Below are 23363 nucleotides of genomic sequence, written 5' to 3' on the forward strand. Positions count from 1 at the left end.
ACACACCGTCAACACCGAAACCTCCGCGGGCGTGACCGCGGAGGTTTCGGTGGTGCGGGGAATGGCTCTTGGTTTCTCAGGGTGCGGGGATCTCGCGGGCCAGCCTGGACGTCCAGGGACAGAAGACGCAGCCAGGCAGGAAGGCGCCGCACGCCTCGTCGAGGTGGTCTTCGGTGTAGGGCACCGTGGCGTCGCAGGCCTCGATGGCCACCGCGAAGAAGCTGATCGTGTTCGGGTCGTAGTGGAAGCTCCAGCGCGGGTTGTAGGGGACCGGTCTCTTGACGATCCGGCCCAGGACGTGCACCTCCTCCCGCTCCTCGCCGCTGAGGATCCGCCGGGCGTGCTCGATCTTCGCGGGGTCGGTGAGCTGGAAGACGAACGGCGCGGCGCGCTCGGCGGTCTGCATCTCGAGCAGCGCCACGAGGGCGAGTGATGACGCCGCGAGAGAGGGGATGCGCATCGGCTTCCTTTCGATCAGGAGTGGACCCCTTGCACCGATGCCCAGCAGCGAAAACTACCTAACGTAACTGGAATACTACAGAAAGCTACCGGCTGAGCCGGGTCGGTTGTGCACCATCGGCCAGGTCGAGCAGGGAGGGGTCCCGGCGACTACCTACGTAGTCGAAATAGGTAGTCCTATGGGGGTTTCTCACGTCTCGTCATCGCGAGGTGTGAGGAAGGCTGATGGCCAAAGTACCAACCGCTGGAAGTGAGGATCGAGGCTGCGAGCCATGTACAAGCATCAGCCCTCCAAGTCCGCCCCCCTTCGTTTCCGACCGCGAGGCGAAATCTTTCGCCACCTACTGCTTGGAGCAGGGATGGGGTCTGTGCCGCAAGGGGATGGTGCGCAGGAACGGCACAGGTTCGCGGCCAGGGTCGAGAGCGACTGTCCAGCCGACGCGCGGCGGGCTGCCTCATGGAGGCTCCCGCACCAACTCGGCTCGGTGCCCAAGGCACGCCACCTGACACGTGCGCTGCTGTCCCAATGGGGCTTCGACGGCCAGGGCGAGGTCGCCGAACTGCTGGTCAGCGAGTTGGTCACCAACGCGCTGAAATATGTGAAAGGGACCGTCGATCTCAGCCTCTCCGCTGAGGACGGGCTGTTGCGCTTCGAGGTCGAGGATGCGAATCCCGAACTGCCTCAGGCGCGCGCACCCCGTCCGGACGAGGAGAGGGGTCACGGACTGCACCTGGTCGACACACTGTCGTGTTGCTGGGGAAGCATCCGCACCCATCGGGGAAAGGTCGTCTGGTGCGAACTGCCGGTCGGCATGCGCCAGTGCTGAAACCCGGGCCCACTCGCCCACGATCCGGAAAGGTGACGAGAGAGAGTTCATGCGCCAGATTCGTGTCCGCAAACGTCCTATCCGCACCACAGATGATCGGCCAGATCTGCGGACGCCGTCAGGACGGAGGTTGCCATACTGAATAAACGATCATTACGGAACCCCCTGAACAAGGGACGCCGGAGCCGATCGGGTCACCACTGAGATCGGTCCCGGCGTCCCGTTCTCGTATCCGAGGGTCACTCGCCGCCGGGCCGCCCGATCGCGTACGTGATCGTACGCTTCAGCCCGAGCCGCGCCCCTTGGCGGAAGGCCGCCGTGAACGCCCGCCCGCCCAGTTCCTCGCGGGTGCGGGCCATGCACTGCTCGTGGCCCCGTACGTGGGGAAACAGCCGGGTCGGTGAGGCGCCCATCGCCCGCCACAGCGGGTGCGCGGTGCCGAGTATCGTGGCCGCCCGCTCGTATCGGCCCTGCGCGCAGGCCGTCCAGGCGAGCACCTCCAGGCATTGCGTGAGACCCCACCGGTCGTTGATCTTGTTCCGCAGCTCGGCCGCCTCCCTCATCAAGGCCTCGGCCCTGCGCCAGTCACCCTGGTTCCACGCGGCCATGCCCAAGGCGAACAGCGCGTAGCCGCGTGAGAGCTGGGCGCCACGGGCCTCCGACAGCGCGAGGAACCAGTCGCCCAGGGTGATACTGAGCTCCGGGGCCTCGGCCGCGCCATAGGCGGCGGCGTAGAACCGATTGATGCTGGCGGCGTCGACGTCTCCGCGGGCCAGGTGCCCGGCGCGGGCGTTCTCCAGGAGCTCGAGACCCCGCCGGGGCTCTCCTGCCGAGAAGGCGCCGATGCCCGAGACCTGGGTGGCGAACGCGAGAGCCGACGCGTCACCCAGCCGCCGGGCCAGCATCTGACATTCCTCGAGCTGCGGCAGGGCCGTCTTCAGGTCGCCCTGGTGGAGGGCGAGCAGGCTGTCGACCCACAGGGCGTGGGCCCGGGCGGAGTTCGCCTCCGGCACGAGCCGCAGGCCACGATCCAGCCAGTGCCGGCCCTCGGTGAGAGAGCCGGCGATGATCCAGAAGACCCACAGCGCCGAGGCGATCTCCAGCCCCACAGACGCCTCGCCCGCCCGGCCGAAGCACTGGTCGAGCGCGACGCGCAGATTGGGCAGCTCACGTAGCAGGGCCCTGAACCCCTCGAGCTGATGAGCACAGAGCCGATCCAACCGGTGCCGCTCGACCTCGCCCCGGTAATGCTCGACGTATCGCCGGCCCAGCGCCCTCGCCTCGGCGGCGCCCAACTCCTCACGGCCGTACGAGCGGATGCTGTCGAGCATGCGGTAGTACACCCCGGCGTCGCGCTCTGTCGCGATGAGTACGGACTTGTCTACCAAGCCGGCGATCAGATCTATGACATCCTCCTTCTCGATCTCCGTTCCAGAGCAGATCGCCTCCGCGGCCTCCAGCGTGACGCCGCCGGCGAAGATCGACAGCCGGCTCCACAGCCGCTGCTCGGCCGCCGAGCACAGCCCGAAACTCCAGTCCAGGGTGGCGCGCAGCGACCGGTGCCGGGGCAGGCCGGAACGCGCGTCCTCGGCCGGCGCCTCGAAGTGCTCGTCCAGCTCGCGCAGCAACTGCTCCACGGGCGTCGTGCGCAGCCGCACCGCGGCCAGCTCGATCGCCAGCGGAATCCCCTCCAGGCGCTGTGACAGCCGGGCCACCGTCGCGGCGTTGGCCGCGTCGACCGTGAACCCCGGGTGGGCCCGCGCCGCGCGCTCGGCGAACAGGCGGACCGCGTCATGGCGGGCGATGTCGCGTACCGCCTCGCCGGGATCCGGGGTCGACAACGGCGGGACGTGCAGCACCTGCTCGCCATAGACGCCGAGCGCCTGCCGGCTGGTCGCCAGGATCCGTAGCCGCGGAGCGCCGCGCAGCATGCGGTCCACCAGGAGGGCACACTCCTCCAGCAGATGCTCGCAGTTGTCCAGCACCAGCAGCATCCGCCGGTCGGCCAGGTAGTCCACCAGCGTGGTCATGGAGCAGGGGCCCTGTTCACGCAGGCCCAGCGCCGTGGCCACGGCCGACTCCAGAAGGTCGGCATCCTCGAGAGTGGCCAGCTCGACCAGCTCGACTCCGTGCGCGAACGCCCCGCGCAGGGCCCCGGCCGCCTGCACGGCCAGCCGGGTCTTGCCGACTCCACCGGTGCCCGTGAGGGTCAGCAACCGGGTATGGCTCAACATTCGCCGCACAGCGGACATCTCATGCCTGCGCCCGACGATGCCGGGGCCGTCTACCCGCCGACGTTCCGGAGAACCGGTCACCTCCGCGTCCATCCTGCCTTGTGGCGCCTCTGTATCCGCGCCATCACTCACCACCAGGCTATGTCCACTTCATCACGCTGTGCACCGGGAAACGGTCTGGGCATAACCTGGGTAGTTAGGGCCCGGATTCAGCACGGTGATGACCTGCTTGGCCGAGCCGGCACGAGGGCGTCATGGCAATCAGGGCAACAGGGGAGTCCCGGCGGCAGCAGATCGGGTGGCTGCCGGCCGAGGTGACGAGTTTCGTGGGCCGTCGGCACGAGGTTGCCGAGGTCAAAACGCTGCTGTCCGCGTCCAGGACGGTGACCCTGATCGGCGTGGGCGGGGTGGGCAAGACCCGGCTGGCCCTGCGCGTGGGGCTGGAGGTGCGGCGGGCGTTCCGCGACGGCGTGTGGCTGGTCGAGCTGGCCTCGCTGGAGGATCCGGAGCTGCTCGCTCAGGTCGTGGCCGAGGCCCTGGAGATCCGCGACCACACCGTCTGCACGCCCCTGCAGGTGCTCGTCGGCCACCTGCGCGACAAGCAGACGCTGGTGATCCTCGACAACTGCGAGCACCTGGTCCACGAGTGCGCCGTGGTGGCCGACACGCTCCTACGGGCCGCCCCTGAGCTGCGGATCCTGGCCACCAGCAGGCAGACGCTGGGCATCAGCGGCGAACAGATGCTGCCCGTGCCGACGCTTCCGCTGCCGGACTCCGACAGACCGCGGATGCCCGCCGAGACGCTCATGCAGTGTGACGGGGTGCGGCTGTTCACCGAGCGGGCCCGGGCCGTCCTGCCGACGTTCGCCGTCACCGAGGACAACCGGGACCTCGTGCTGCGGATCTGCCGCCGGTTGGACGGGCTGCCGCTCGCCATCGAGCTCGCGGCCGTGCGGCTGCGGGCACTGTCGCTCCAGCAGCTCCACGACCGGCTGGACGACCGGTTCCGGCTGCTCACCGCGGGCTCGCGGGCGACGCTGCCGCGCCACCAGACGCTGCGCGCGATGATCGACTGGAGCTTCGGCCTCTGCTCGGAGCGGGAACAGCTGATGTGGGAGCGCGCGTCGGTGTTCGCCGGCACGCTGGACCTGGAGGCGGCGGAGGCGGTCTGCTCCGGCGACGGCATCAGCCGCGAGGAGGTCATCGACCTGGTGATGGGCCTGGTCGACAAGTCCGTCTTCCTCCGGGAGGAGCATGGCCGAGGGGTGAGATACCGGCTCCTCGACACCGTCCGCCAGTACGGCCGCGAACGGCTCACCGCCTCGGGCCAGGAGCCGGCGCTGCAACGGCGGCACCGCGCCTACTACCGGGCACTGGCGGCGCGGGCCCACGCGGAGTTGTTCGGCCCCTCGCAGGTGACGTGGTTCGACCGGCTGCAGCTCGAACACGCCAACCTGCGCACCGCCATCGACAGCTTCTACGGCGACCCGGCGGAGGTCCGGGTCGGCCTGGGCATGGCCGCCGACCTGCTCTACCACTGGATCACCAGTTACTACCTCGGCGAGGGCCGGCGCTGGCTGGACCGAGGGCTGGCCCTGGACACCGAGCCCAGCGAGGTACGCGCCCGGGGGCTGTGGGCCAACAGCTGGCTGGCCATCATCCAGGCCGACATCACCGCCGCCGCGGCCATGCTGGAGGAGAGCCGGATCCTGGGGGAGCGGCTGGGTGACGAGCTGGTCCGCGGGTACGTCGCGCTCTACTCGGGCATGATCGCCATGTACCGCGGCGACACCGAAGCGGCCATCGGGCTGTACGAGGAGGCCGTGGCACTCCACCGGAACACCGAGAACCCCGTGGGTCTGGCCCTGGCCCTCATCCGGCTGTCCCTCGCGCACTCCTACCTGGGTGACTCCTCGCAGGCCATCTCGCTGGGCGACGACTGCCTGGCCGTGTGCGACGCCTATGGGGAGGGGTGGCACAAGGCGTACACGATGATGGCGCTCGGCGTGGAGGTGTGGCGGCAGGGGGACGTCCGCCGCGCGACCGAACTCGAGAAGGAGAGCCTGGTCTTCAACCGCTCGCTCGACGATCCGCTGGGCGTCGGGGTCAACCTCGAGGTGCTGGCCTGGATCGCCGAGACGGAGCAGCACTATCCGAGAGCCGCCCGGCTGCTGGGCATCCTGAAGACCGTCTGGAATTCGATCGGCGCGCCGTTGTCCGGGTACGGGCACCTGGTCCGCTACCACGACGAATGCGAGCGCCGCACGCGCGCGGCCCTGGGAGACGCGGCCTTCGACGCCGAGGTTTGGCGGGGTGCCCGGCTCTCCTATGAGGAGGCGCTCGGCTACGCGCTCCAGGAGGAGCCGCCCCAGGACGAGAAGGCGGCGAAGGGGGAGCCGGCGCGGCTCACCCGCCGCGAGACGGAGATCGCCCAGCTGGTGGCCCAGGGGATGACCAACAAGCAGATCGCCGCCGCATTGGTGATCGCCCCGCGCACTGCCGAGGGGCATATCGAGCACATCCTGAACAAGCTCGGCTTCAACTCACGCGCCCAGATCGCCGTGTGGGTCGGCGACCGGGCCCGAGCCGCGGCGGACGGGGAGCCTCCTGACTGACCAGCGGTGTCATCGTCATCGCTTGAGGGAGCGCAGGAGCTTGGGTTTGGCGGCCTTCTTCCAGATCGGCGCGAGGTCACGGTAGGCCTCGGCGGCCTCATGGCGTTCCTCGGCGAGCAGCAGGCCGAGGGTGAAGGCATCGGCCGCCGACAGGTCCGCCCTGGTGGCGAGCTGGGTGAGCTGTTGCTGGGCGACCAGCGCGTCCTGGCGGCGGCCGAAGGCGTCCTGCAGTCGTTCGCCGTGCTCGGCGAGCTTCGCGGCGGGCTTGCCGAGTACGGTGCTGGCGGCTTCGGCGGTGTAGCGGGCGCGTTTGGCCGCCTTGCGGGTGGCGTGCAGGGCCTGGTCGCGCTCCTCTCCCGGGGGCAGGTGCGCGGCCTTGGCGTACTTGGCCAGGACCTTGCGCCAGCTCTTGGCCACCAGGGCCGAGGGCCGGCGGCTCGCCCCGTCGCGGAAGGGCGGGTCAGCGATGAGATCGTCGACGGCGGCCAGGAGGGCGAAGTACCGCGGTGTCCGCAGCGTCTTCTTGAGTGCCCGCCTGGCCTTGTGCTCGCGCTCGGCCAGCACGGCAGGCCACTCCGCCTCCCGGGGACCGACGGCCGGCTGGTCGGCGAGGCGGCGGGCGAATCGGGCGGTGAGCACTTCGAGGTCGCGCACCGTGCCCAGTTCGGCGGCCAGCCATCGCAGCTCCGCGTCGAGGGGGCCGATCCGGTCGCCGTCCAGCAGCCGAGCGTGGGTGCGCAGGAGACTGCGGATGCGCCGCAGGGCCACGCGCATGGCGTGCACCGAGTCGTCGTCGTGGTCGGCCAGGCGTACCAGCGGGTCGTTGGCGAGCAGTTGCTCGCGCTGACGCCGGAGGTAGGCGATCAGGACCGCCCCGGCGCTCCGCCCGTCCTCGTGGCCGCTTTCCGGGGGCAGGTCGGCGCCCAGCACGCGCGCCAGCTTGGAACCGGCCGGTGATGGCACCACTCCGGCGTCCCGCAGCCTGCTCTCGACGGCATCGAGTACGTCCATGGGGCCGTCGACCAGCTCGACCTCGATCTCGCGCCAGGAGACGGGCGGCCGGTCGGCGTTCTGGCGGCGGCCCACCACCACGTCGTCGCTGACCTCGGCCAGCACCCGGCCCTCCTGGTCGCGCAGCCTGCGTGTGGTGCGGGTGGTCGTCAGGGTGGCGACCGGGACGAGGTCGCGCCCGCGCAGGTGGGCCGCGACGAGGTCGGTCAGCCGGGCGGGCACCTGATGCACACCGGCGCCCAGTGGCGCGTGCACCTCCCGCTTGGCCCCCTTGGCCACCGGCAACTTGAGATGCCACCCGGCGTCCTGGCCGCCCCGGCGGCGGCGCAGGGTGATGCCGTGGGCGGCGAGCGTCAGGGCCGGGGTGTCGACGTAGTCGGCCACCAGCCGCCACGTCTCCGGCTCATCCACCGTGACCTTGCCGTCCGGGCCGGCGAAGTCCTCGATCGCGAGCTCGGCGGGGCCGTTGACATCGTATTTACGTTCGATCTCCACCATGCTTCCTCGACCCTCCGAAACACCCACTACCCCAGCGAATCCCACAAAACGTGCAAGAGAGTCCCTTCCTCGGGGCCTCTGCCACGACGGACCGTCACAGGGGCCCGTCAGGGGATTTCATCGTCGCCCGGATAAAACCATTTGAACGAGTGAGTACTCGCTCATTAGGATCCTCCCCATGACGAAGAGGCGAAGAGTGCCGGCCATGGCGCCGGAAGAGCGTCGGGCCACACTCATCGCCGCCACGCTGCCCCTCCTGCGCGAGTACGGCACCGCGGTGAGCACGCGCCAGATCGCCGAGGCCGCGGGCGTGGCCGAGGGGACGATCTTCGGGGTCTTCCCCGACAAGGCCTCGCTGGTGCGTGCGGCGGTGATGAGCGCGTTCGACCCGCAGTCGGCGGTGGACGCGCTGACGGCCATCGGCACGCGGACCGAGCTGCGCGCGCGGCTGCGCGAGGCGGTCACGATGCTGCGGGCGGGAATGACCGCCAATGCCAACCTCATCTCCAGCCCCAAGGAGCTGATGGTCGACGACGTCGAGTTCCGCGAGCGGATGATGGACAGCCGGCGTCAGATACTGGCCGCGCTCGCCGCTCTGCTCGAGCCCGACCGCGACCGGCTGCGCCGCTCTCCCGAGGCCACGGCACAGCTGCTCCTGATGTTGATCGCGGTGAGTGTGCATCGCGGTTTCGGCCAGGGCGGCGAGTTCGGCGACATGGACGACGCGGAGATCGTCTCCGTTCTGCTCGACGGGCTGCTCCTGCGGCCTTCCCCCACTCCTTCGACAGAAAGCACTTCTTGATGCTGCTCCGTCTCTTGCGGGCACAGCTCAGGCCGTACGGGAAAGAGATCACGCTCGTCGTCCTCTTCCAGTTCGTGCAGACGCTGGCCACGCTCTATCTGCCCTCCCTCAATGCCGACATCATCGACAACGGGGTCGTCAAGGGTGACACCGGATACATCGCCCGCGTCGGGCTGGTGATGCTCGGTGTGACGCTTCTCCAGATCATCTGCTCGGTCGTGGCCGTCTACTACGGCGCCCGGACCTCGATGGCCCTGGGCAGGGACTTACGGGCCGCGATCTTCCACCGGGTCCAGGACTTCTCCACCCAGGAGGTGAACCGGTTCGGCCCGCCGTCCCTGATCACCCGGACCACCAACGACGTACAGCAGATCCAGTTGCTCGTGCTGATGACGTTCACGATGATGGTGGCCGCGCCGATCATGTGCGTCGGCGGGATCGTGCTGGCGCTGCGCCACGACGCGACGCTGTCGTCGCTGCTGCTCGTCGTGCTGCCCGTCCTGCTCGTCATCGTGGGCGTGATCGTGATGCGCATGCGTCCGCTCTTCCGCACGATGCAGGAGCGCATCGACCGGATCAACCAGGTCCTGCGCGAGCAGATCACCGGCATCCGGGTCATCAGGGCCTTCGTCCGCGACCGGCACGAGCGTGAGCGCTTCGCGGTGGCCAACGACCAGCTGACCGACGTGTCGCTGCGGGTCGGGCGGCTGATGGCGCTGATGTTCCCCACGGTCATGCTGGTGGTGAACGTGTCGAGCGTCGCCGTGGTCTGGTTCGGCGGCCATCGCATCGCCGACGGGAGCATGCAGGTCGGCGCGCTGACCGCGGTCATCTCCTACCTGATGCAGATCCTCATGTCGGTGATGATGGCGATGTTCATGTTCATGATGATCCCCCGCGCCGAGGTCTGCGCCGAGCGCATCGAGGAGGTCCTCGACACCGAGCCGACCGTCCACCCGCCGGCCACCCCCGTCGCCCCGGAGAGCCACATCGGTGAGCTGGAGCTGCGGTCCGTGGACTTCCGCTACCCGGGCGCCGACGAGCCGGTGCTGTGCGAGGTGAGTTTCGCGGCGCGGCCGGGCCGTACCACCGCGATCATCGGCAGCACGGGCAGCGGCAAGACGACGCTGCTCAACCTCATCCCGCGGCTGTTCGACGCGACCGCCGGCGAGGTGCTGGTCGACGGCGTCAGCGTACGAGACCTCGACCCGGCCGCGCTCTCCCGGGCGGTCGGCCTGGTCCCGCAGTCGCCGTACCTCTTCTCCGGCACGATCGCCTCCAACCTCCGGTACGGCAAGCCGGACGCGACCGACGAGGAGCTGTGGCAGGCGCTTGACGTGGCACAAGCCCGCGAGTTCGTCGAGGCGATGCCCGAAGGGCTGGACGAGCCGATCTCCCAGGGCGGCACGAACGTCTCCGGCGGCCAGCGCCAACGCCTGGCCATCGCCAGGACGCTGGTGCACCGGCCCGAGATCTACCTGTTCGACGACTCCTTCTCCGCCCTCGACTACGCCACCGACGCCCGGCTGCGCGCCGCGCTGGCCGAGGAGATCACCGACGCCACGATCGTCATCGTGGCCCAGCGGGTGAACACGATCCGCGACGCCGACCGCATCATCGTGCTCGACGACGGCCGCGTGGTCGGCAGCGGCGACCACGCCGAGCTCATGGACACCTGCCCGACCTACCGGGAGATCGTGCTGTCTCAGCTCACCGAACAGGAGGCCGCGGCATGACCGAGCTCATCACCATGCACAGCACCTTGGTCATGCGACCGGCGAAGGAGAGCTCATGACCACCCAGACCCCCGCGCGCCGCCCCGCGCCCGCTTTCGGGCCGGGCCGGATGATGATGTCCGGGCCGGCCGAGAAGGCGCACGACTTCGGCGGTTCGTTACGCCGCCTGCTCCGGCTGCTGCACCCCGAGCGCGCGCTGCTGGCCGTCATCCTGACCCTCGGTACGGTCAGCGTCTCGCTGACCGTGACGGGCCCCAAGATCCTCGGCCACGCCACTGACCTGATCTTCTCGGGCATCATCGGCACCCAGCTCCCCGCCGGGATCACCAAGGAGCAGGCCGTGGCGGGGCTGCGCGCCAGGGGCCAGGGCACGTTCGCCGACATGGTGTCGGCGATGAGCGTGGTGCCCGGCCAGGGCATCGACTTCACCGCGCTGGCCCAGGTGCTGGGCTGGGTGCTGGCGCTGTACCTGGTGGCGGCGCTGCTCGGGATCGTGCAGTTCCGGCTGACCACGATCGTCGTGCAGCGGGCGGCGTCCCGGCTACGCGGGCAGATCGAGGCCAAGCTGGCGCGGCTGCCGCTGAGCTACTTCGACGGCCAGCCGCGCGGCGAGATCCTCAGCCGCGCCACCAACGACACCGACAACATCGCGCAGACGCTGCAGCAGACGATGAGCCAGCTCATCTCGTCGGTGCTGACGGTCGTGGGCGTGCTGGTGATGATGGTCTGGATCTCGCCGCTCCTGGCGCTCATCGCGCTGGTCACGGTGCCGCTGTCGGTGTACGTCACCACGGTCATCGGAAAGCGGTCGCAGCCGCAGTTCATCAAGCAGTGGTCCTCGACCGGCAAGCTCAACGGCCACATCGAGGAGATGTTCGGGGGGCACACGCTGGTCAAGGTGTTCGGCAGGCAGAAGGAGGTCGCCGAGACCTTCGACGAGCACAACCAGGCCCTGTTCGCCTCCAGCTTCCGCGCCCAGTTCATCTCCGGGCTCATCCAGCCGGCGATGATGTTCATCGGCAACCTCAACTACGTGCTGGTCGCCGTGGTGGGCGGGTTCAACGTGGCCTCGGGCTCGATCTCGCTGGGCAACGTACAGGCCTTCATCCAATACTCCAGGCAGTTCAGCCAGCCGCTGACCCAGGTGGCCGGCATGGCGACCCTGGTGCAATCGGGCGTCGCCTCGGCCGAACGAGTCTTCGAGCTGCTGGAGGCCCCGGAACAGTCCGCCGAGCCCGCCAAGCCCGCACGGCCCGAGCAGGTCAGGGGCCGCGTGGCGTTCGAGAACGTGTCCTTCCGGTACGCGCCGGACCGGCCGCTGATCGAGAACCTGTCGCTGACCGTCGAACCCGGCCAGACCGTGGCCATCGTCGGCCCCACGGGAGCGGGCAAGACGACGCTGGTCAACCTCATCATGCGTTTCTACGAGGTGACCGGCGGGCGCATCACGCTCGACGGCGTCGACATCGCGGAGATGTCCAGGGAAGAGCTGCGCGCCAACATCGGCATGGTGCTGCAGGACACCTGGCTGTTCGGCGGCACGATCGCGGAGAACATCGGCTACGGGGCGGAGGGCGCCACACGCGAACGGATCGAGGCCGCCGCGGAGGCCGCCCACGTCGACCGCATCGCGCACACGCTGCCCGACGGCTACGACACGGTGATCGACGAGGAGGGCGCGACGGTCAGCGCGGGCGAGACGCAGCTGATCACGATCGCCCGCGCGTTCCTGTCCGAGCCGGCGATCCTGATCCTGGACGAGGCCACCAGCTCGGTCGACACCCGGACCGAGGTGCTCATCCAGCGGGCGATGAGCTCGCTGCGCGAGGGGCGTACCAGCTTCGTGATCGCCCACCGGCTGTCCACGATCCGTGACGCCAGCCTGATCCTGGTCATGGAGAACGGGCGGATCGTTGAGCAGGGCACGCACGAGTCGCTGCTGGCCGCGGACGGCGCCTACGCCCGCCTGTACTCGGCCCAGTTCGGCCGGCCGGTCGTGGAGGTGGACTAGCACGCGGAACCGGCGGCTCCTGAGCAGGTGTCGGATCTGGATGATCGACGCCGGATACCCGATGATGTTTCAGGAATCGCCGGATCTTGACGGGAGCCACGCATGCAAATCGGTGTCGTCTTTCCTCAGACCGAGCTCGGCGCCGACGTGGGCGCCGTACGGGCCTACGGACAGCGGGTCGAGGAGCTCGGGTTCCGGCATGTACTGGCCTATGACCACGTCGTAGGCGCCGATCCGGCGGTCCACGAGGGCTGGGACGGCCCCTACGACGTACGGACCACCTTCCACGAGCCGATGGTCCTGTTCGGCTACCTCGCCGCGCTGACCTCGCTGGAGCTCGTCACGGGCATCATCATCCTGCCCCAGCGGCAGACGGCCCTGGTGGCCAAGCAGGCGGCGGAGGTCGACCTGCTCACCTCCGGCCGGTTCCGGCTGGGCGTGGGACTGGGCTGGAACAAGGTGGAGTACGAAGCCCTCGGCCAGGACTTCAGCACCCGAGGCAAGCGCATCGAGGAGCAGGTGACGTTGATGCGCCGGTTGTGGACCGAGCCGTCGCTCACGTTCGAGGGCACCTTCGACCGGGTGACCGGCGCGGGGCTGGCGCCGCTGCCCGTGCAGCGGCCGATTCCCGTCTGGTTCGGCGCGCAGTCGCCCCCGGCGTACCGCCGCGCCGGACGCCTGGCCGACGGGTGGTTTCCGCAGATGCCTCCGGGACCGAAGCTCGACGAGGCCAAGGCCATGGTCGCGGAGGCCGCCACGCAGGCGGGCCGCGACCCCGCCACGCTGGGCATGGAAGGCCGGGTCAGCTGGACGGGCGACGCGGAGGAACTACGCGAGGCGGCCCGGCAGTGGCGGGAGTCCGGGGCCACTCACCTCGCCGTCAACACCATGCGGGCGGGACTCCGCTCGGTCGACGAGCACCTCGCCGCACTGGAGACGGCGGCCGACGCGCTTGAGGTCCGGAAGGCCGCTTAGTTCGCGGTCGGGGCCAGCTGCCGCTGGAGGGCGCTGTCGATCTCCAGGCGGATCAGCCGCTGTGCGTCGAGGGGATGGTCGTGGAGCAATCCGGTGAGTTCGAGGCTCACGATCCCGTGGACCCGGGTCCAGATGAGGATGGCGGCACCGGCGACGCGGGGACTGACGTCCGGCCGTTCCTGGATGCGAGCCCAGGACCGTAGCTGCCCGTCCAGGGTTTGGTCGCCGCTGGTGACGCTGGTCGTCAACGGGATAACCGCCTACCAGATGCTGCATGGCCGGGCGAGGCGGATGGCGACCATGCCGGCGCCGGTGCTGACAGCAGCCATGATCGACCCGGAACGACAAGAAGCCCCAGACTTCCGGCGTGTGCCGTGAGCTGGGGCTATAACTCCTGTTTGGCCAGATGAGCTCTGGCCCGCCATGGAGCGTGGTGGACGATACTGGGATTGAACCAGTGACCTCTTCCGTGTCAGGGAAGCGCTCTCCCGCTGAGCTAATCGTCCTTATCGAGTTACTTGAACTCCGAGCGGAAGACGGGATTCGAACCCGCGACCCTCACCTTGGCAAGGTGATGCTCTACCACTGAGCCACTTCCGCGTGGTGCCACACTTAACTTTAGCGGACCCGGGAGGGTCCGCTGTCCAGCGACCGAGGTGGAGACGGGATTTGAACCCGTGTAGACGGCTTTGCAGGCCGCTGCCTCGCCTCTCGGCCACTCCACCAGGAGATTGAACTCCGAGCGGAAGACGGGATTTGAACCCGCGACCCTCACCTTGGCAAGGTGATGCTCTACCACTGAGCCACTTCCGCGTGTTTCCGGCGACGTACCGGCCACGGGAAAACCATATCGCCTTCGGGGAGTGCGCGTGTGCGGTGAGCGGGGGTGCGGGTGAGATTCAGCGGGTCAGGTGGCAGGTGTGGTTCGTTGGGTCAGGCGGCGGTGGAGTTCGGCGGGCTGTACGGGGCGGTGCGGCTCGTGGGTCACGCGGGCCGGTGGGGTCGCTGGGCCGCCCGAGCTGGTGGTGTTTGGTGGGTTATGCGGATCGGTGGGGGCCGATGGGTTATGCGGACCGCTGGGGCTCGGTGGGTCACGCGGACGTCTCTGGCCATGACGAACATGACGCGGTGGCCGAACTGGATCTGGTGGTAGCGGTCCTTGCCCGTGACGGTGACGTGCTTGGTCGGGTTGAAAGAGTTCGTCGCGTGGTAGGAGCCGGGCAGTGTGAGGCCGAGCGAGTAGTACTGGCCGGGGTGTACGACGTAGTCGAGCGGGGTTGAGGGCTGGTAGGCGACGGCGCCTCGGTAGGCGGATTTTTCGGGGTATGCACGGCCGTACACCTTGATGTGTTTTCTGCGGGGGGTGACGAGCGGGCCCCTCGCCGGGATGGCGGTGGGGGCGGCGGCGGGGTTGTAGAACCAGGCCTTGCCGCCTAGATACCAGATGGCCGTCCAGTCGCCCTTCCGGTCCGCCACGGCGTAGCGCTGGCCGGTCGAGGCGCGGGCGCTGTGGTCGTAGACGCTGTACGTGCTGGGCTTGCCGACGCGTTTGCCGATGTCGTCCACGAGTGGGGCGTCCTCGCGCGGTTCTGTGCGCAGAAAGACGGCGGAGGCGCCGTGTGGGGGACAGGGCCCGGTGGATTTAGTTGATTTGGTGGGCTTCGCGGATTTGGCGGGCTCGGTGGGGTTGGCGGAATTGGCAGGCTGGGCAGGCTTGACGGACTGGCCAGGCTGGGCGGGGTTGGAGTTCCCAATTGGTTTGATGGGGTTGATCTCGATGGGATTGGTGGGATTGCTGGGGCTGGCGGTGCAGCCGGTGAAATGTGGTTGGTTGGTTTCATAGGTGGGGCGGATGATGATCGACGTGCCCTTCTTGGCCTTTTTGAGTGGGCTGCCCAGCAGGCGGAAATAGTGTGCCCAGTCCCAGTACGGGCCGGGATCCTCGTGCATGGATGGGAGCGTTTCGGGGCTCGGGCCCGGGACGTTGTCGTGCCCGAGGATGTGGGCGCGGTCGAGGGGGATGTGGTGTTTGGTGGCCAGATATTTCACCAGTTTGGCTGATGAGCGGTACATCGCCTCCGTGTACCAGGTGCCGCCGCTGGCCAGGTAGCCCTCGTGTTCGATGCCGATGGAGCGGGAGTTGATGTCCCAGTTGCCGGCGTGCCAGGCGATGTCCTTTGTACGTACGTGCTGGGCGACATGTCCGTCGCTGGAGCGGATCGTGTAGTGCCAGCTCACGTACTCGGGGTCGTTCACCATCGACGGGACGCCTTCGTAGGTGCCCTCGGTGTCGTGGATCACGATGTAGTCGATGCGTCTCGGCCCATTCAGGGTGTCGTGGTTGCCGTAGTCGCCCTTGCCGGTGCGTTTGTAGGCGGCGGGCATCCACTCGCAGGCCAGTGAGGCGGGGCATTCGACGTTCGCCGTGTTTGTGGTTGCTTTTGTGCTTGTGTGCGGTGCCGGGAGTGTCGGACGGCTCGTGTCGGTTCCGGGGGGCGGCGGTTGGTCTTCTGGCGCCGCAGGTTTTGCCTGGCCTGCCACAGGTTGTGCCACGTCGGGCCGGGGTTGTGCCACGTCGGTCGGGGCTGGGGGCGGGGTTGGGGCTGGGGCCGGGAGTGGGAAGGGGGGCGGGTAGCCGGCGTCGGTGATTTCGGATGCCGCCGAGGAACCTCCAGCGGTGTTCGCGGTCTTCCGTGAGGTTGAGGGGTGGCCGCCCGCTACAGGTGCTGCTGCCACGGGAGTCGCGCCGGGACCAAGTGCGGTGAGGCGGGTTGGGGTGAGGTGGGTTGGGCGTAGATGGGTCAGGGGGCGGAGGGTGGGGATGGCCGTCAGCCGTACCGGCTGGCCGTCGTCCGTCCGGTGGGTGGCTCCCGCGCGGATCACCGCGAACACCTCGTCGGCGAAGGCGCGGGCCGCGTTCGGGTCGGGCGCGCCCGAGTAGCGGGCGACCGCGTCGTACCAGTCGGCGGGGTCCGCGCTGGGCCGGCGCTGGTAGGACGCGAGCACGGCGGCGCCGCCTCGGATGTTGGCGGCGGGATCGGCGCGCAGTCGCGCGGGCGCCAGTCCGGTGAGGCGCTCCGCGAGCCGCAGCGTCGCCTCCCGTGCGGCCGCCCCGTCACGCACGCGTCCGGGTACGCCCGGGGCCTCCACGAGATTCCTGCCCCCCGCTTCAGCCGGCGCGTCCGCGAGGTGCCTGCCTCCGGCTACCGCTGGCGCGTCCACGAGGTGCGTGCCTCCGGCTACCGCCGGCGGATCCGCGATGTGCCTGTCTCCCGTTACGGCCGGTGCGTCCACGAGGTGCATCGGGCCGTAGCCGCCGGCCACGCTGGGTGCTCCGCCGTTCGCGTTCCACCTGGCCTCCAGGTACGACACGCCCAGCAGCACGCTCTCCGGCACCCCGAACTCCCGCGCCGCCGCCGCGAAGTCGCCCTGGCGGCTCATGTCAGCCCGATGCCCTACGCCGCCCAGGTCCGGCAGGTCCGGTAGTTCGGGCAGTCCGGGGAGTCCGGGCATGGCGACGGTGGACGCGGTGAGACCGACGACGACCCACAGCAACATGAGGACCCCCTACACGGCGGAACAGCACGCAACAGTGCAACCACCGAGAGTAACCATTCCTCGAAAGGAGATGGGTCAGGCGGGGCGGATGATACGGACGAGGTCCGCGAGGTCGGCGGCGAATTCCGCGTCCAGGTCGGCCGGCGCGTCGAGGTAAGGCATCAGCCGCTGATGCGCCGGGAAGTCCCCCCGGCCCCGGCGTGAGCGGACGTCGTGGCTGGCCGCCGAGAACCGGCCGTTCGCCTCGGACGTCGCGAAGCCGAGCACGAACGTGCTGACCATGCGCTCGATCCGCGGCACCTCGGCGTCGGGCACCCCCGCGTCTATGAGCGCCTGGTAGATCCAGTCCACCACCCGCACCGCGTCGGCCGTGACCGACGGCCGGGCGAACAGCAGCGGGAAGACGCTGGGATGCTCCCGCGCCAGCCTCCTGGTGGCCCACGCGAACGCGCTCAGCCGCTGGTCCCACGACTCGCTGGGCGGGCCCGCCGGGAGAGTCGTCAGCAGTCGCCCGACGAGTCCGTCCAGCAGCTCATCCTTGTTGCGGAAATATCCGTAAAGGGCCATGGGCGTCAGGCCGATGCGTTCGGCGACCGCTCGCATGGTCAGGGCGTCGAGGCCGCGTTCGTCGGCGATCGCGAGGGCGGCGTCGAGGATCTCCGGTTGCCGCTCGGTCTTGAGTTTCCGCACCGCCTCAGTCTACGGTGTAGAGGAGTCTACAAGGTAGACCGAGAAAGGGCGGGAGACATGCTCAAGGCGACCGAACTCGTCAAGCGCTTCAACGAGGTGGCCGCGCTGGACGGCTTCTGCCTGGAGGTGGCGCCGGGGGAGATCGCGGGTCTGGTCGGGCACAACGGCGCCGGCAAGACGACCTTCTTCGAGATCGCCTCCGGCCTCATCGCTCCCGAGTCGGGACATGTGGTGATCGACGGCCAGGTGGGCGTCGCGCCGCAGCAGCTCGCGCTCTACCCGAGCGTCACCGTCCGCGAGACCCTGCGCTTCTTCGGTGGCCTGGCCGGGCTGCGCCGCCAGGCGCTCAAGCAGGCCATCGACCGGATCGCCGAGGAGATGCTGCTGACGAAGGAGCTGGACCGGCGGGTGAGCGTTCTGTCCGGTGGCCAGCAGCGCCGCACCCAGGCCGCCACCGCGCTGGTCGCCGACCCGGCCGTGCTGCTGCTCGACGAGCCGACGGTCGGCGCCGACCCCGAGACGCGAGCCGCTCTTCTCGCGGCCGTCCGCCGCCGGGCCGACAACGGCGCCACGGTCGTGTACGCCACCCACTACCTGCCCGAACTGACCGAGTTGGACGCCACGATCGCGGTCGCGAAGAGCGGCAGGGTGATCGCCAGAGGTACGGGCGAGGAGCTGCTCAAGGGCCTGCCGGGCGAGGTGCGGGTGATTCTCGACGACGAGGAGCTCGCCGTCACCACGGCCGACCCCACGGCCACGCTCGCCGAGCTGCTGCGCGGCCTCGACCGGCCGGTGCGTGGCATCGACATCCGCCAGCCGTCGCTCGACGACCTCTACAAGGAGCTGTCCCATGTGGCGTGATGCGCCTCCCAGGAGCTGTCCGGCATTCACTGATGCGGGGACCGCAGTGGTTCCTCGGGTGTTTGGTCGCGGGACCGTCTTGATCTCTGTGACGGTCCGTCGTGGCTGAGGTCCCTGAGGAGGAATCCCCCTTCGGGAACGGCGGAGACGGGCCGTCGGGGCTGGGGTCTATCTGGGATGCCCCCTTCGGGGGAGAGGCAAGAACGGAGTCGGCCCATGTCGCGTGACTCGCTCCATCGCATCGCGGTGCTGGTCGGGCACAACGTGCTGCTGCGCAGGCGCGATCCCGCCCACCTGGTCAGCTACCTGGTGATGCCGATGGTGCTCATGCTGGTCTTCAAGTCGATGCTCGGGCAGCCCGCGCAGGTGGTGACGGGACTGCTCGTGATGTTCTCGGTGCTGTCGATGGCCGACGTGGCGAGCGCCGTGCTGACCGAGCGCGTCTGGCACACCTGGGACCGGATCAGGGCGACCCGGGCGCGCGTGCCCGAGCTGATCATCGGCAAGACCCTGCCGGTCTTCGCCATCCTGGCTGTCCAGCAGGTCGTCCTGCTGGTCTACGGGATCCTCGCCGTGGGCATGCGGCCGACTGGGCCGCTCTGGCCGCTCGGGCTGGCCGTCGCCGCGTGGTGCTTCGCCCTCCTCGGCGTGGGTACGGCGCTGGCCGCGGTGGTCCGCAGCCATGGCGAACTCAGCACGCTCTGCAACATCGGCGCCCTGTCGGTCAGCGCGCTGGGCGGGGCGCTGGTGCCGTACGCGCTGATGCCGTCATGGGCGCAGACCATCGCGCCGGCCTCGCCCGGCTACTGGGCGACGACCATGCTGCAGGCCGCCGTGCGCGGCGACGTGTCCGCCACGGTGGGCCCCGCGGCCGTCCTCATCGGCCTCGGTGCGGCGGCCGGCGCGTTCGCCTGGCGCCGTCTCGGTAAGGGATGGGGTCGATCGGCCGTGCTTTAGCTAATATCCTGCCCGATTTCGGGCAGGATATTAGCGTGTCGCATCACAGTTGCGTAGTGTCCTCATCTGTGTCCCTGGCACGGCATCCCTACGAAGACCTCGTCGCCCATCTCGTCAGGACCAGTGGTCTGGGTCCTGGTGAGGCGGCGCGCGTGGTGGCCGACGTGCTGTCGTACTTCTCCGAGCCGGTCGAGGAGTTCGTCCGGCGGCGTCATGGGGAGCTGAAGTCTCGCGGTCTGACCAACGACGAGATCTTCCCCAGGGTCGCCGCGGAACTGCGCGGGCGCCGGGTGGCGCCGCCGGAGCTCTCGCTCCGGCAACTGCGCAGGATCGTGTACGGATAAAAGCGGACAAAAGGGTAGAAAAGCCCCAAAGATAGAGGAGAGCGTCGTATGTGCGGAATAGTGGCCTATGTTGGGTCGAAGGATGCGGCGCCCATCCTGCTGGAAGGGCTGCAACGGCTGGAGTATCGAGGCTACGACTCGGCCGGCGTCGTCGTGTCCAACAAGGGGCTCAAGGTACGCAAGGTCAAAGGCCGGGTCGCCGACCTGGCGAAGGTCGTACCCGCCAGGTTCAAGGGTGCCCTCGGCATCGGTCACACGCGGTGGGCCACCCATGGCGTGCCCAGTGACCTCAACGCGCACCCGCACCTGTCGTCCGACGAGCGGATCGCGGTCGTGCACAACGGCATCATCGAGAACGCCGACGAGCTGCGCGCCAAGCTGACCGCCGACGGGGCGGAGTTTCTCTCCGAGACCGACACCGAGGTGCTCGCGCACCTGATCGCCCGTACGGTCGGGGAGACCGACACGCTGGAGGAGGCCGTACGGAAGGCGCTCAAGAGCATCGTCGGCACGTACGGCATCGCGGTCCTCGACAGTGAGCGCCCCGGCGAGGTGGTCGTGGCCCGCAACGGCAGCCCGATCGTGCTCGGCATCGGCGAGAAGGAGATGTTCGCCGCCTCCGACGTGGCCGCGCTCGTCCGCTACACCCGCCAGGTCGTGCACCTGGAGGACGGCGAGCTGGCCGTGCTCAAGGCCGACGGGTTCCACACCTTCGCCAGCGACGCGCGCGAGACCGCCAAGGAGCCGCTGACCGTCGACTGGGACGCCGGGCACTACGACACCGGCGGCTACGAGCACTACCTGCTCAAGGAGATCTCCGAGCAGCCCGACACGGTCTCGCGCACCATGAGCGGCCGCCTCGACGAGCGCTTCCACATCGCGCACCTGGGCGGCCTGAACATGGACGCCCGCGAGACCCGCTCCTTCCGCCGGGTGAAGATCATCGGCTGCGGCTCGGCCTACTACTCCGGCCAGATCGGCGCGCAGCTGATCGAGGAGCTGGCTCGCATCCCGGCCGACGCCGAGCCGGCCAGCGAGTTCCGCTACCGCAACCCGGTCGTCGACCCCGACACGCTCTACGTCGCGATCAGCCAGTCGGGCGAGACCTACGACACGCTCGCCGCCGTACAGGAGCTCAAGCGCAAGGGCGGTCGGGTCATCGGCATCGTCAACGCGGTCGGCAGCGCCATCGCCCGCGAGGTCGACGGCGGCGTCTACCTGCACGCCGGGCCCGAGGTCTCGGTCGCCTCGACCAAGGCGTTCACCTCGACGTCCCTGGCGTTCGCGCTGCTCGCGCTGCACTTCGGCCGGGTGCACGACCTCTCGCCCGCCGACGGCCGCCGCGTCTGCGAGGGCCTGCGCAGGCTGCCCGGCCAGATCGAGGAGATCCTGGCGCAGGGCGACAAGATCGCCGAGCTGGCGAAGAAGTACGCGAACTATCCGAGCATGATGTTCGTCGGCCGGGTCCGCGGTTATCCCGTGGCCCGCGAAGGCGCGCAGAAGCTCAAGGAGATCTCGTACGTGCACGCCGAGGCCTATCCGGCCAGCGAGCTCAAGCACGGGCCGCTCGCCCTCATCGGCCCCGAGATGCCGACGGTGGCGATCGTCCCCGACGACGAGCTGCTCGACAAGAACCTCACCACGCTCGGCGAGATCCGCGCCCGCGGCGGCAAGGTGCTCATGGTGGGCCACCGCGAACCCGACGCCAAGCTGGCCGACGACGTCATCGTGGTGCCGAAGAACGAGATCGAGCTGGACCCGATCCTGCTCACGATCCCGCTGCAGCTGCTGGCGTACCACGCCGCCGTGGCCCTCGAGCGCGATGTGGATAAGCCACGCAATTTGGCTAAGAGCGTCACAGTCGAGTAACTGCTACGACCCGGCGGCCACAATAGGCACATAGCCCGTGATAAGTGGACCGGCAGGACTTAAGATCGAAACTGTGCCCGAGTTTCATGGTGAAACGCCAAATCTCGCACGAATGTACGATTACATGCTCGGCGGCACGGACAACTACGCCGTCGACCGCGAGGCGATCGACCGGCTTGCGGCCCTGCTTCCGCAAGCCGTCCTTCTGGCGCGTGCCAACCGGGCCTTCCTCCAGCGCGCGGTCCGCCACCTGGCGGACGCGGGCGTCCGGCAGTTCCTCGACCTGGGCAGCGGGCTGCCGACCCAGGGCAACGTGCACGAGGTGGCACCGGAGGCGAAAGTCGTCTACGTCGACCGCGACCCGGTCGTCGCCACGCACGCCAGGGCGCTGCTGGAGGAGGCGGGCCGGGCCGTCTTCGTCCAGGCCGACCTGCTCGACCCCGACGAGGTGCTGGCGCAGGCGTCCCGCTTCCTCGACCTGAACGAGCCGGTGGGCGTACTGCTGGTCTCGATCCTGCACTTCATCCCGGACGCCCGCGACCCGGGCAAGATGGTGACCAGGCTGCGCGAGGCGGTGGCGCCCGGCAGCCACCTGGTGCTCACCCACGCGACCTCGCGGGGGCGGTTCGAGGAGGGCGCCACGCCGCTCCGCCGGCCCACGTCGGCCGGGGCCGGCACGGACCGGACGCCGAGGGAGATCCGGGCGTTCTTCGGTGACTTCGAGCTGATCGAGCCGGGTCTGGTGCACGCCCCCGACTGGCGTCCCGACCGGCCGAGGCTGGTCAGCGAGCCCTCGCTGCCGTCGTACCTGCTCGTCGGTGTGGGCGAGAAAACTTCGTAGTTCTTCCCGACTTTTCGTGATCCCAGATAATGACAGCCCTGATGTGTAACAGTGCGTTAAGTGTCAGTGACCTGGGGTAGTTAATGGGGTGCGAGGGGGAGGACGCCATGCGCCGACGGGGGTTCTTCGCGCTCGGGCTGGCGGTGGCGGCCTGCGCGACAGGATGTGGCACGGAGAGGGGCCTCGGCGGACGTGCCGTCAACGCGGCCGGCCTCTCGGGCCGGTTCGCGATCGTCCCGGGCGCCGGGCGCTGGGCCCGTGTCACCAAGGCGCTCGTCGAGACCGCCCGCGACGCCGGTTTCCCGGTCTCCGACACGCCGCCCGTCACCCGCATCACCGTCACCGGGCTGCCCGCGCTGGCCGCGACCGAGCTCAACAACGGGCTGTCGCTGCTCGACACCGCCACGCCGCTGGCCCGGCTCACCGGCCAGATCGAGGTGGTGGTGGTGCCCGCCCGCTCCAAGTTCGCCACCTTCGACCAGTTCGGCGCGCAGCTGGTCGCCCACCCCGACCGCACGCCGCTGACGGGCGGACCGCAGGGCGAGCCCGACCACCTGCTGTTCGGGCTGATCGCCAAGGGCCTGGGCGCCGACACCCGGCAGGTCGACTACACCGGCTTTCCCGGCAGCGAGGAGGCCGCGGCCGCGCTCCTCGGCGGCAAGGCCGCCGCGGCGACCGGCACGCTCGCGGACTGGCGCCGCGCCATCGGCAAGGGACTGGTCAGGGTGCTAGCCGTCTCCAGTGCGCGCCGGGTGGACGGCGTCGAGGCGCCGAGCCTGCTGGAGTGCGGAGTGCGGGTGGACTTCGCCGACTGGTGCGCGGCCGTGGGGCCCGAGGGGATGTCCGACGACGGCAAGGCGGTCGCCATCCGGCTCTGTGACGAGGTCACGGCGTCCGACTCGTGGCGGGCGGCCTGCCGGGCGGAGGGATGGACCTCGATCCCGCTCAGCGGCGACGACTTCGAACAGTGGCTGGCCTCGGAGATCGGCAGGACCAGGGCCGTGCTCCGCGATCTGGGCATGATCGACACCGCTAACACAACATGCTGGGGTAGTTGCGACCGCGGCCACTAGAT

18 protein-coding genes and 4 tRNA genes are annotated in these 23363 nt (G+C 69.3%); 12 read left to right on the forward strand and 10 right to left on the reverse strand.

Features of this window, described 5'->3' with window-relative positions:
- Window positions 1-76: 76 nt before the first annotated feature.
- Entirely contained in the window at window positions 77-460 is a 384-nt protein-coding gene (locus tag LDL49_RS05560; RefSeq protein ID WP_225289795.1) for a BP74-related protein, read from the reverse strand.
- A gap of 358 nt (window positions 461-818) precedes the next feature.
- Between LDL49_RS05560 and LDL49_RS05565 the strand changes: the two genes are divergently transcribed.
- Window positions 819-1286 (forward strand): ATP-binding protein, encoded by a 468-nt coding sequence (locus LDL49_RS05565; RefSeq protein WP_372470336.1) that lies wholly within the window; start codon window positions 819-821, stop codon window positions 1284-1286.
- Window positions 1287-1525: 239 nt separating this feature from the next.
- Here LDL49_RS05565 and LDL49_RS05570 read toward each other — a convergent pair whose 3' ends face one another.
- Window positions 1526-3520, reverse strand: a complete 1995-nt coding sequence (locus LDL49_RS05570; protein ID WP_372470342.1) for an ATP-binding protein — start codon at window positions 3518-3520, stop codon at window positions 1526-1528.
- A 254-nt stretch (window positions 3521-3774) separates the two neighbouring features.
- On the opposite strand from LDL49_RS05570, the gene LDL49_RS05575 reads away from it, so the two are divergent.
- Window positions 3775-6135, forward strand: a complete 2361-nt coding sequence (locus tag LDL49_RS05575; protein ID WP_225289798.1) for an ATP-binding protein — start codon at window positions 3775-3777, stop codon at window positions 6133-6135.
- Window positions 6136-6150: 15 nt separating this feature from the next.
- On the opposite strand, the gene LDL49_RS05580 is transcribed toward LDL49_RS05575, so the two are convergent.
- Complete coding sequence (locus LDL49_RS05580; protein ID WP_225289799.1) at window positions 6151-7644, reverse strand: CYTH and CHAD domain-containing protein; 1494 nt, start codon at window positions 7642-7644, stop codon at window positions 6151-6153.
- 178 nt (window positions 7645-7822) lie between these two features.
- Here LDL49_RS05580 and LDL49_RS05585 point away from each other — a divergent pair, with 178 nt between their 5' ends.
- The 4 genes from LDL49_RS05585 to LDL49_RS05600 all read left to right on the forward strand — a co-directional run bounded on the left by LDL49_RS05585 (window position 7823) and on the right by LDL49_RS05600 (window position 13168).
- The gene (locus LDL49_RS05585; RefSeq protein ID WP_225289800.1) at window positions 7823-8446 is read left to right on the forward strand and encodes a TetR/AcrR family transcriptional regulator; all 624 of its coding nucleotides are present in this window, start codon (window positions 7823-7825) and stop codon (window positions 8444-8446) included.
- On the forward strand, window positions 8446-10182 hold the full coding sequence (locus LDL49_RS05590; protein WP_225289801.1) for an ABC transporter ATP-binding protein: 1737 nt from the start codon (window positions 8446-8448) through the stop codon (window positions 10180-10182). Before LDL49_RS05585 ends, LDL49_RS05590 begins: the two co-directional genes overlap by 1 nt.
- Before the next feature lie 55 nt (window positions 10183-10237).
- The gene (locus LDL49_RS05595; protein ID WP_308016078.1) at window positions 10238-12193 is read left to right on the forward strand and encodes an ABC transporter ATP-binding protein; all 1956 of its coding nucleotides are present in this window, start codon (window positions 10238-10240) and stop codon (window positions 12191-12193) included.
- A 102-nt stretch (window positions 12194-12295) separates the two neighbouring features.
- Window positions 12296-13168 (forward strand): LLM class F420-dependent oxidoreductase, encoded by an 873-nt coding sequence (locus LDL49_RS05600; RefSeq protein ID WP_225289802.1) that lies wholly within the window; start codon window positions 12296-12298, stop codon window positions 13166-13168.
- On the opposite strand, the gene LDL49_RS05605 is transcribed toward LDL49_RS05600, so the two are convergent.
- The 7 genes from LDL49_RS05605 to LDL49_RS05635 form a co-directional block, all read right to left on the reverse strand.
- Window positions 13165-13416 carry a TetR-like C-terminal domain-containing protein gene (locus LDL49_RS05605; RefSeq protein ID WP_225289803.1) on the reverse strand — a complete coding sequence of 84 codons (252 nt, stop codon included), beginning with the start codon at window positions 13414-13416 and terminating at the stop codon, window positions 13165-13167. The two genes, LDL49_RS05600 and LDL49_RS05605, sit on opposite strands and share 4 nt — an antisense overlap.
- Before the next feature lie 183 nt (window positions 13417-13599).
- Window positions 13600-13674, reverse strand: a tRNA-Val gene (locus tag LDL49_RS05610).
- Between the two features lie 22 nt (window positions 13675-13696).
- A tRNA-Gly gene (locus tag LDL49_RS05615) sits at window positions 13697-13768 on the reverse strand.
- A 54-nt stretch (window positions 13769-13822) separates the two neighbouring features.
- Window positions 13823-13893, reverse strand: a tRNA-Cys gene (locus tag LDL49_RS05620).
- Between the two features lie 16 nt (window positions 13894-13909).
- Window positions 13910-13981: transfer RNA gene (locus LDL49_RS05625), tRNA-Gly, on the reverse strand.
- Between the two features lie 171 nt (window positions 13982-14152).
- A complete protein-coding gene (locus tag LDL49_RS05630; protein WP_225289804.1) occupies window positions 14153-16726 on the reverse strand; it encodes a peptidoglycan recognition protein family protein in 2574 nt (857 codons plus the stop codon).
- A gap of 75 nt (window positions 16727-16801) precedes the next feature.
- Window positions 16802-17416, reverse strand: coding sequence for a TetR/AcrR family transcriptional regulator (locus tag LDL49_RS05635; protein ID WP_225289805.1), 615 nt, complete (start codon window positions 17414-17416; stop codon window positions 16802-16804).
- A gap of 57 nt (window positions 17417-17473) precedes the next feature.
- On the opposite strand from LDL49_RS05635, the gene LDL49_RS05640 reads away from it, so the two are divergent.
- The 6 genes from LDL49_RS05640 (at window position 17474) to LDL49_RS05665 (ending at window position 23361) form a co-directional block, all read left to right on the forward strand.
- On the forward strand, window positions 17474-18277 hold the full coding sequence (locus LDL49_RS05640) for an ABC transporter ATP-binding protein (RefSeq protein ID WP_225289806.1): 804 nt from the start codon (window positions 17474-17476) through the stop codon (window positions 18275-18277).
- Between the two features lie 216 nt (window positions 18278-18493).
- Window positions 18494-19234, forward strand: a complete 741-nt coding sequence (locus tag LDL49_RS05645) for an ABC transporter permease (RefSeq protein ID WP_225289807.1) — start codon at window positions 18494-18496, stop codon at window positions 19232-19234.
- Between the two features lie 68 nt (window positions 19235-19302).
- Window positions 19303-19578, forward strand: coding sequence for a hypothetical protein (locus tag LDL49_RS05650; protein ID WP_225289808.1), 276 nt, complete (start codon window positions 19303-19305; stop codon window positions 19576-19578).
- A 48-nt stretch (window positions 19579-19626) separates the two neighbouring features.
- Window positions 19627-21447 (forward strand): glutamine--fructose-6-phosphate transaminase (isomerizing), encoded by a 1821-nt coding sequence (glmS, locus tag LDL49_RS05655; protein WP_225289809.1) that lies wholly within the window; start codon window positions 19627-19629, stop codon window positions 21445-21447.
- Between the two features lie 73 nt (window positions 21448-21520).
- Window positions 21521-22288: an SAM-dependent methyltransferase gene (locus tag LDL49_RS05660; RefSeq protein ID WP_225289810.1), complete on the forward strand. Its 768-nt coding sequence runs from the start codon at window positions 21521-21523 to the stop codon at window positions 22286-22288.
- 107 nt (window positions 22289-22395) lie between these two features.
- Window positions 22396-23361: a tripartite tricarboxylate transporter substrate-binding protein gene (locus LDL49_RS05665; protein ID WP_225289811.1), complete on the forward strand. Its 966-nt coding sequence runs from the start codon at window positions 22396-22398 to the stop codon at window positions 23359-23361.
- The last annotated feature ends 2 nt before the right edge of the window (window positions 23362-23363 follow it).

Source organism: Nonomuraea aurantiaca (genome assembly GCF_020215705.1).
Classification (GTDB): Bacteria; Actinomycetota; Actinomycetes; order Streptosporangiales; family Streptosporangiaceae; genus Nonomuraea; species Nonomuraea aurantiaca.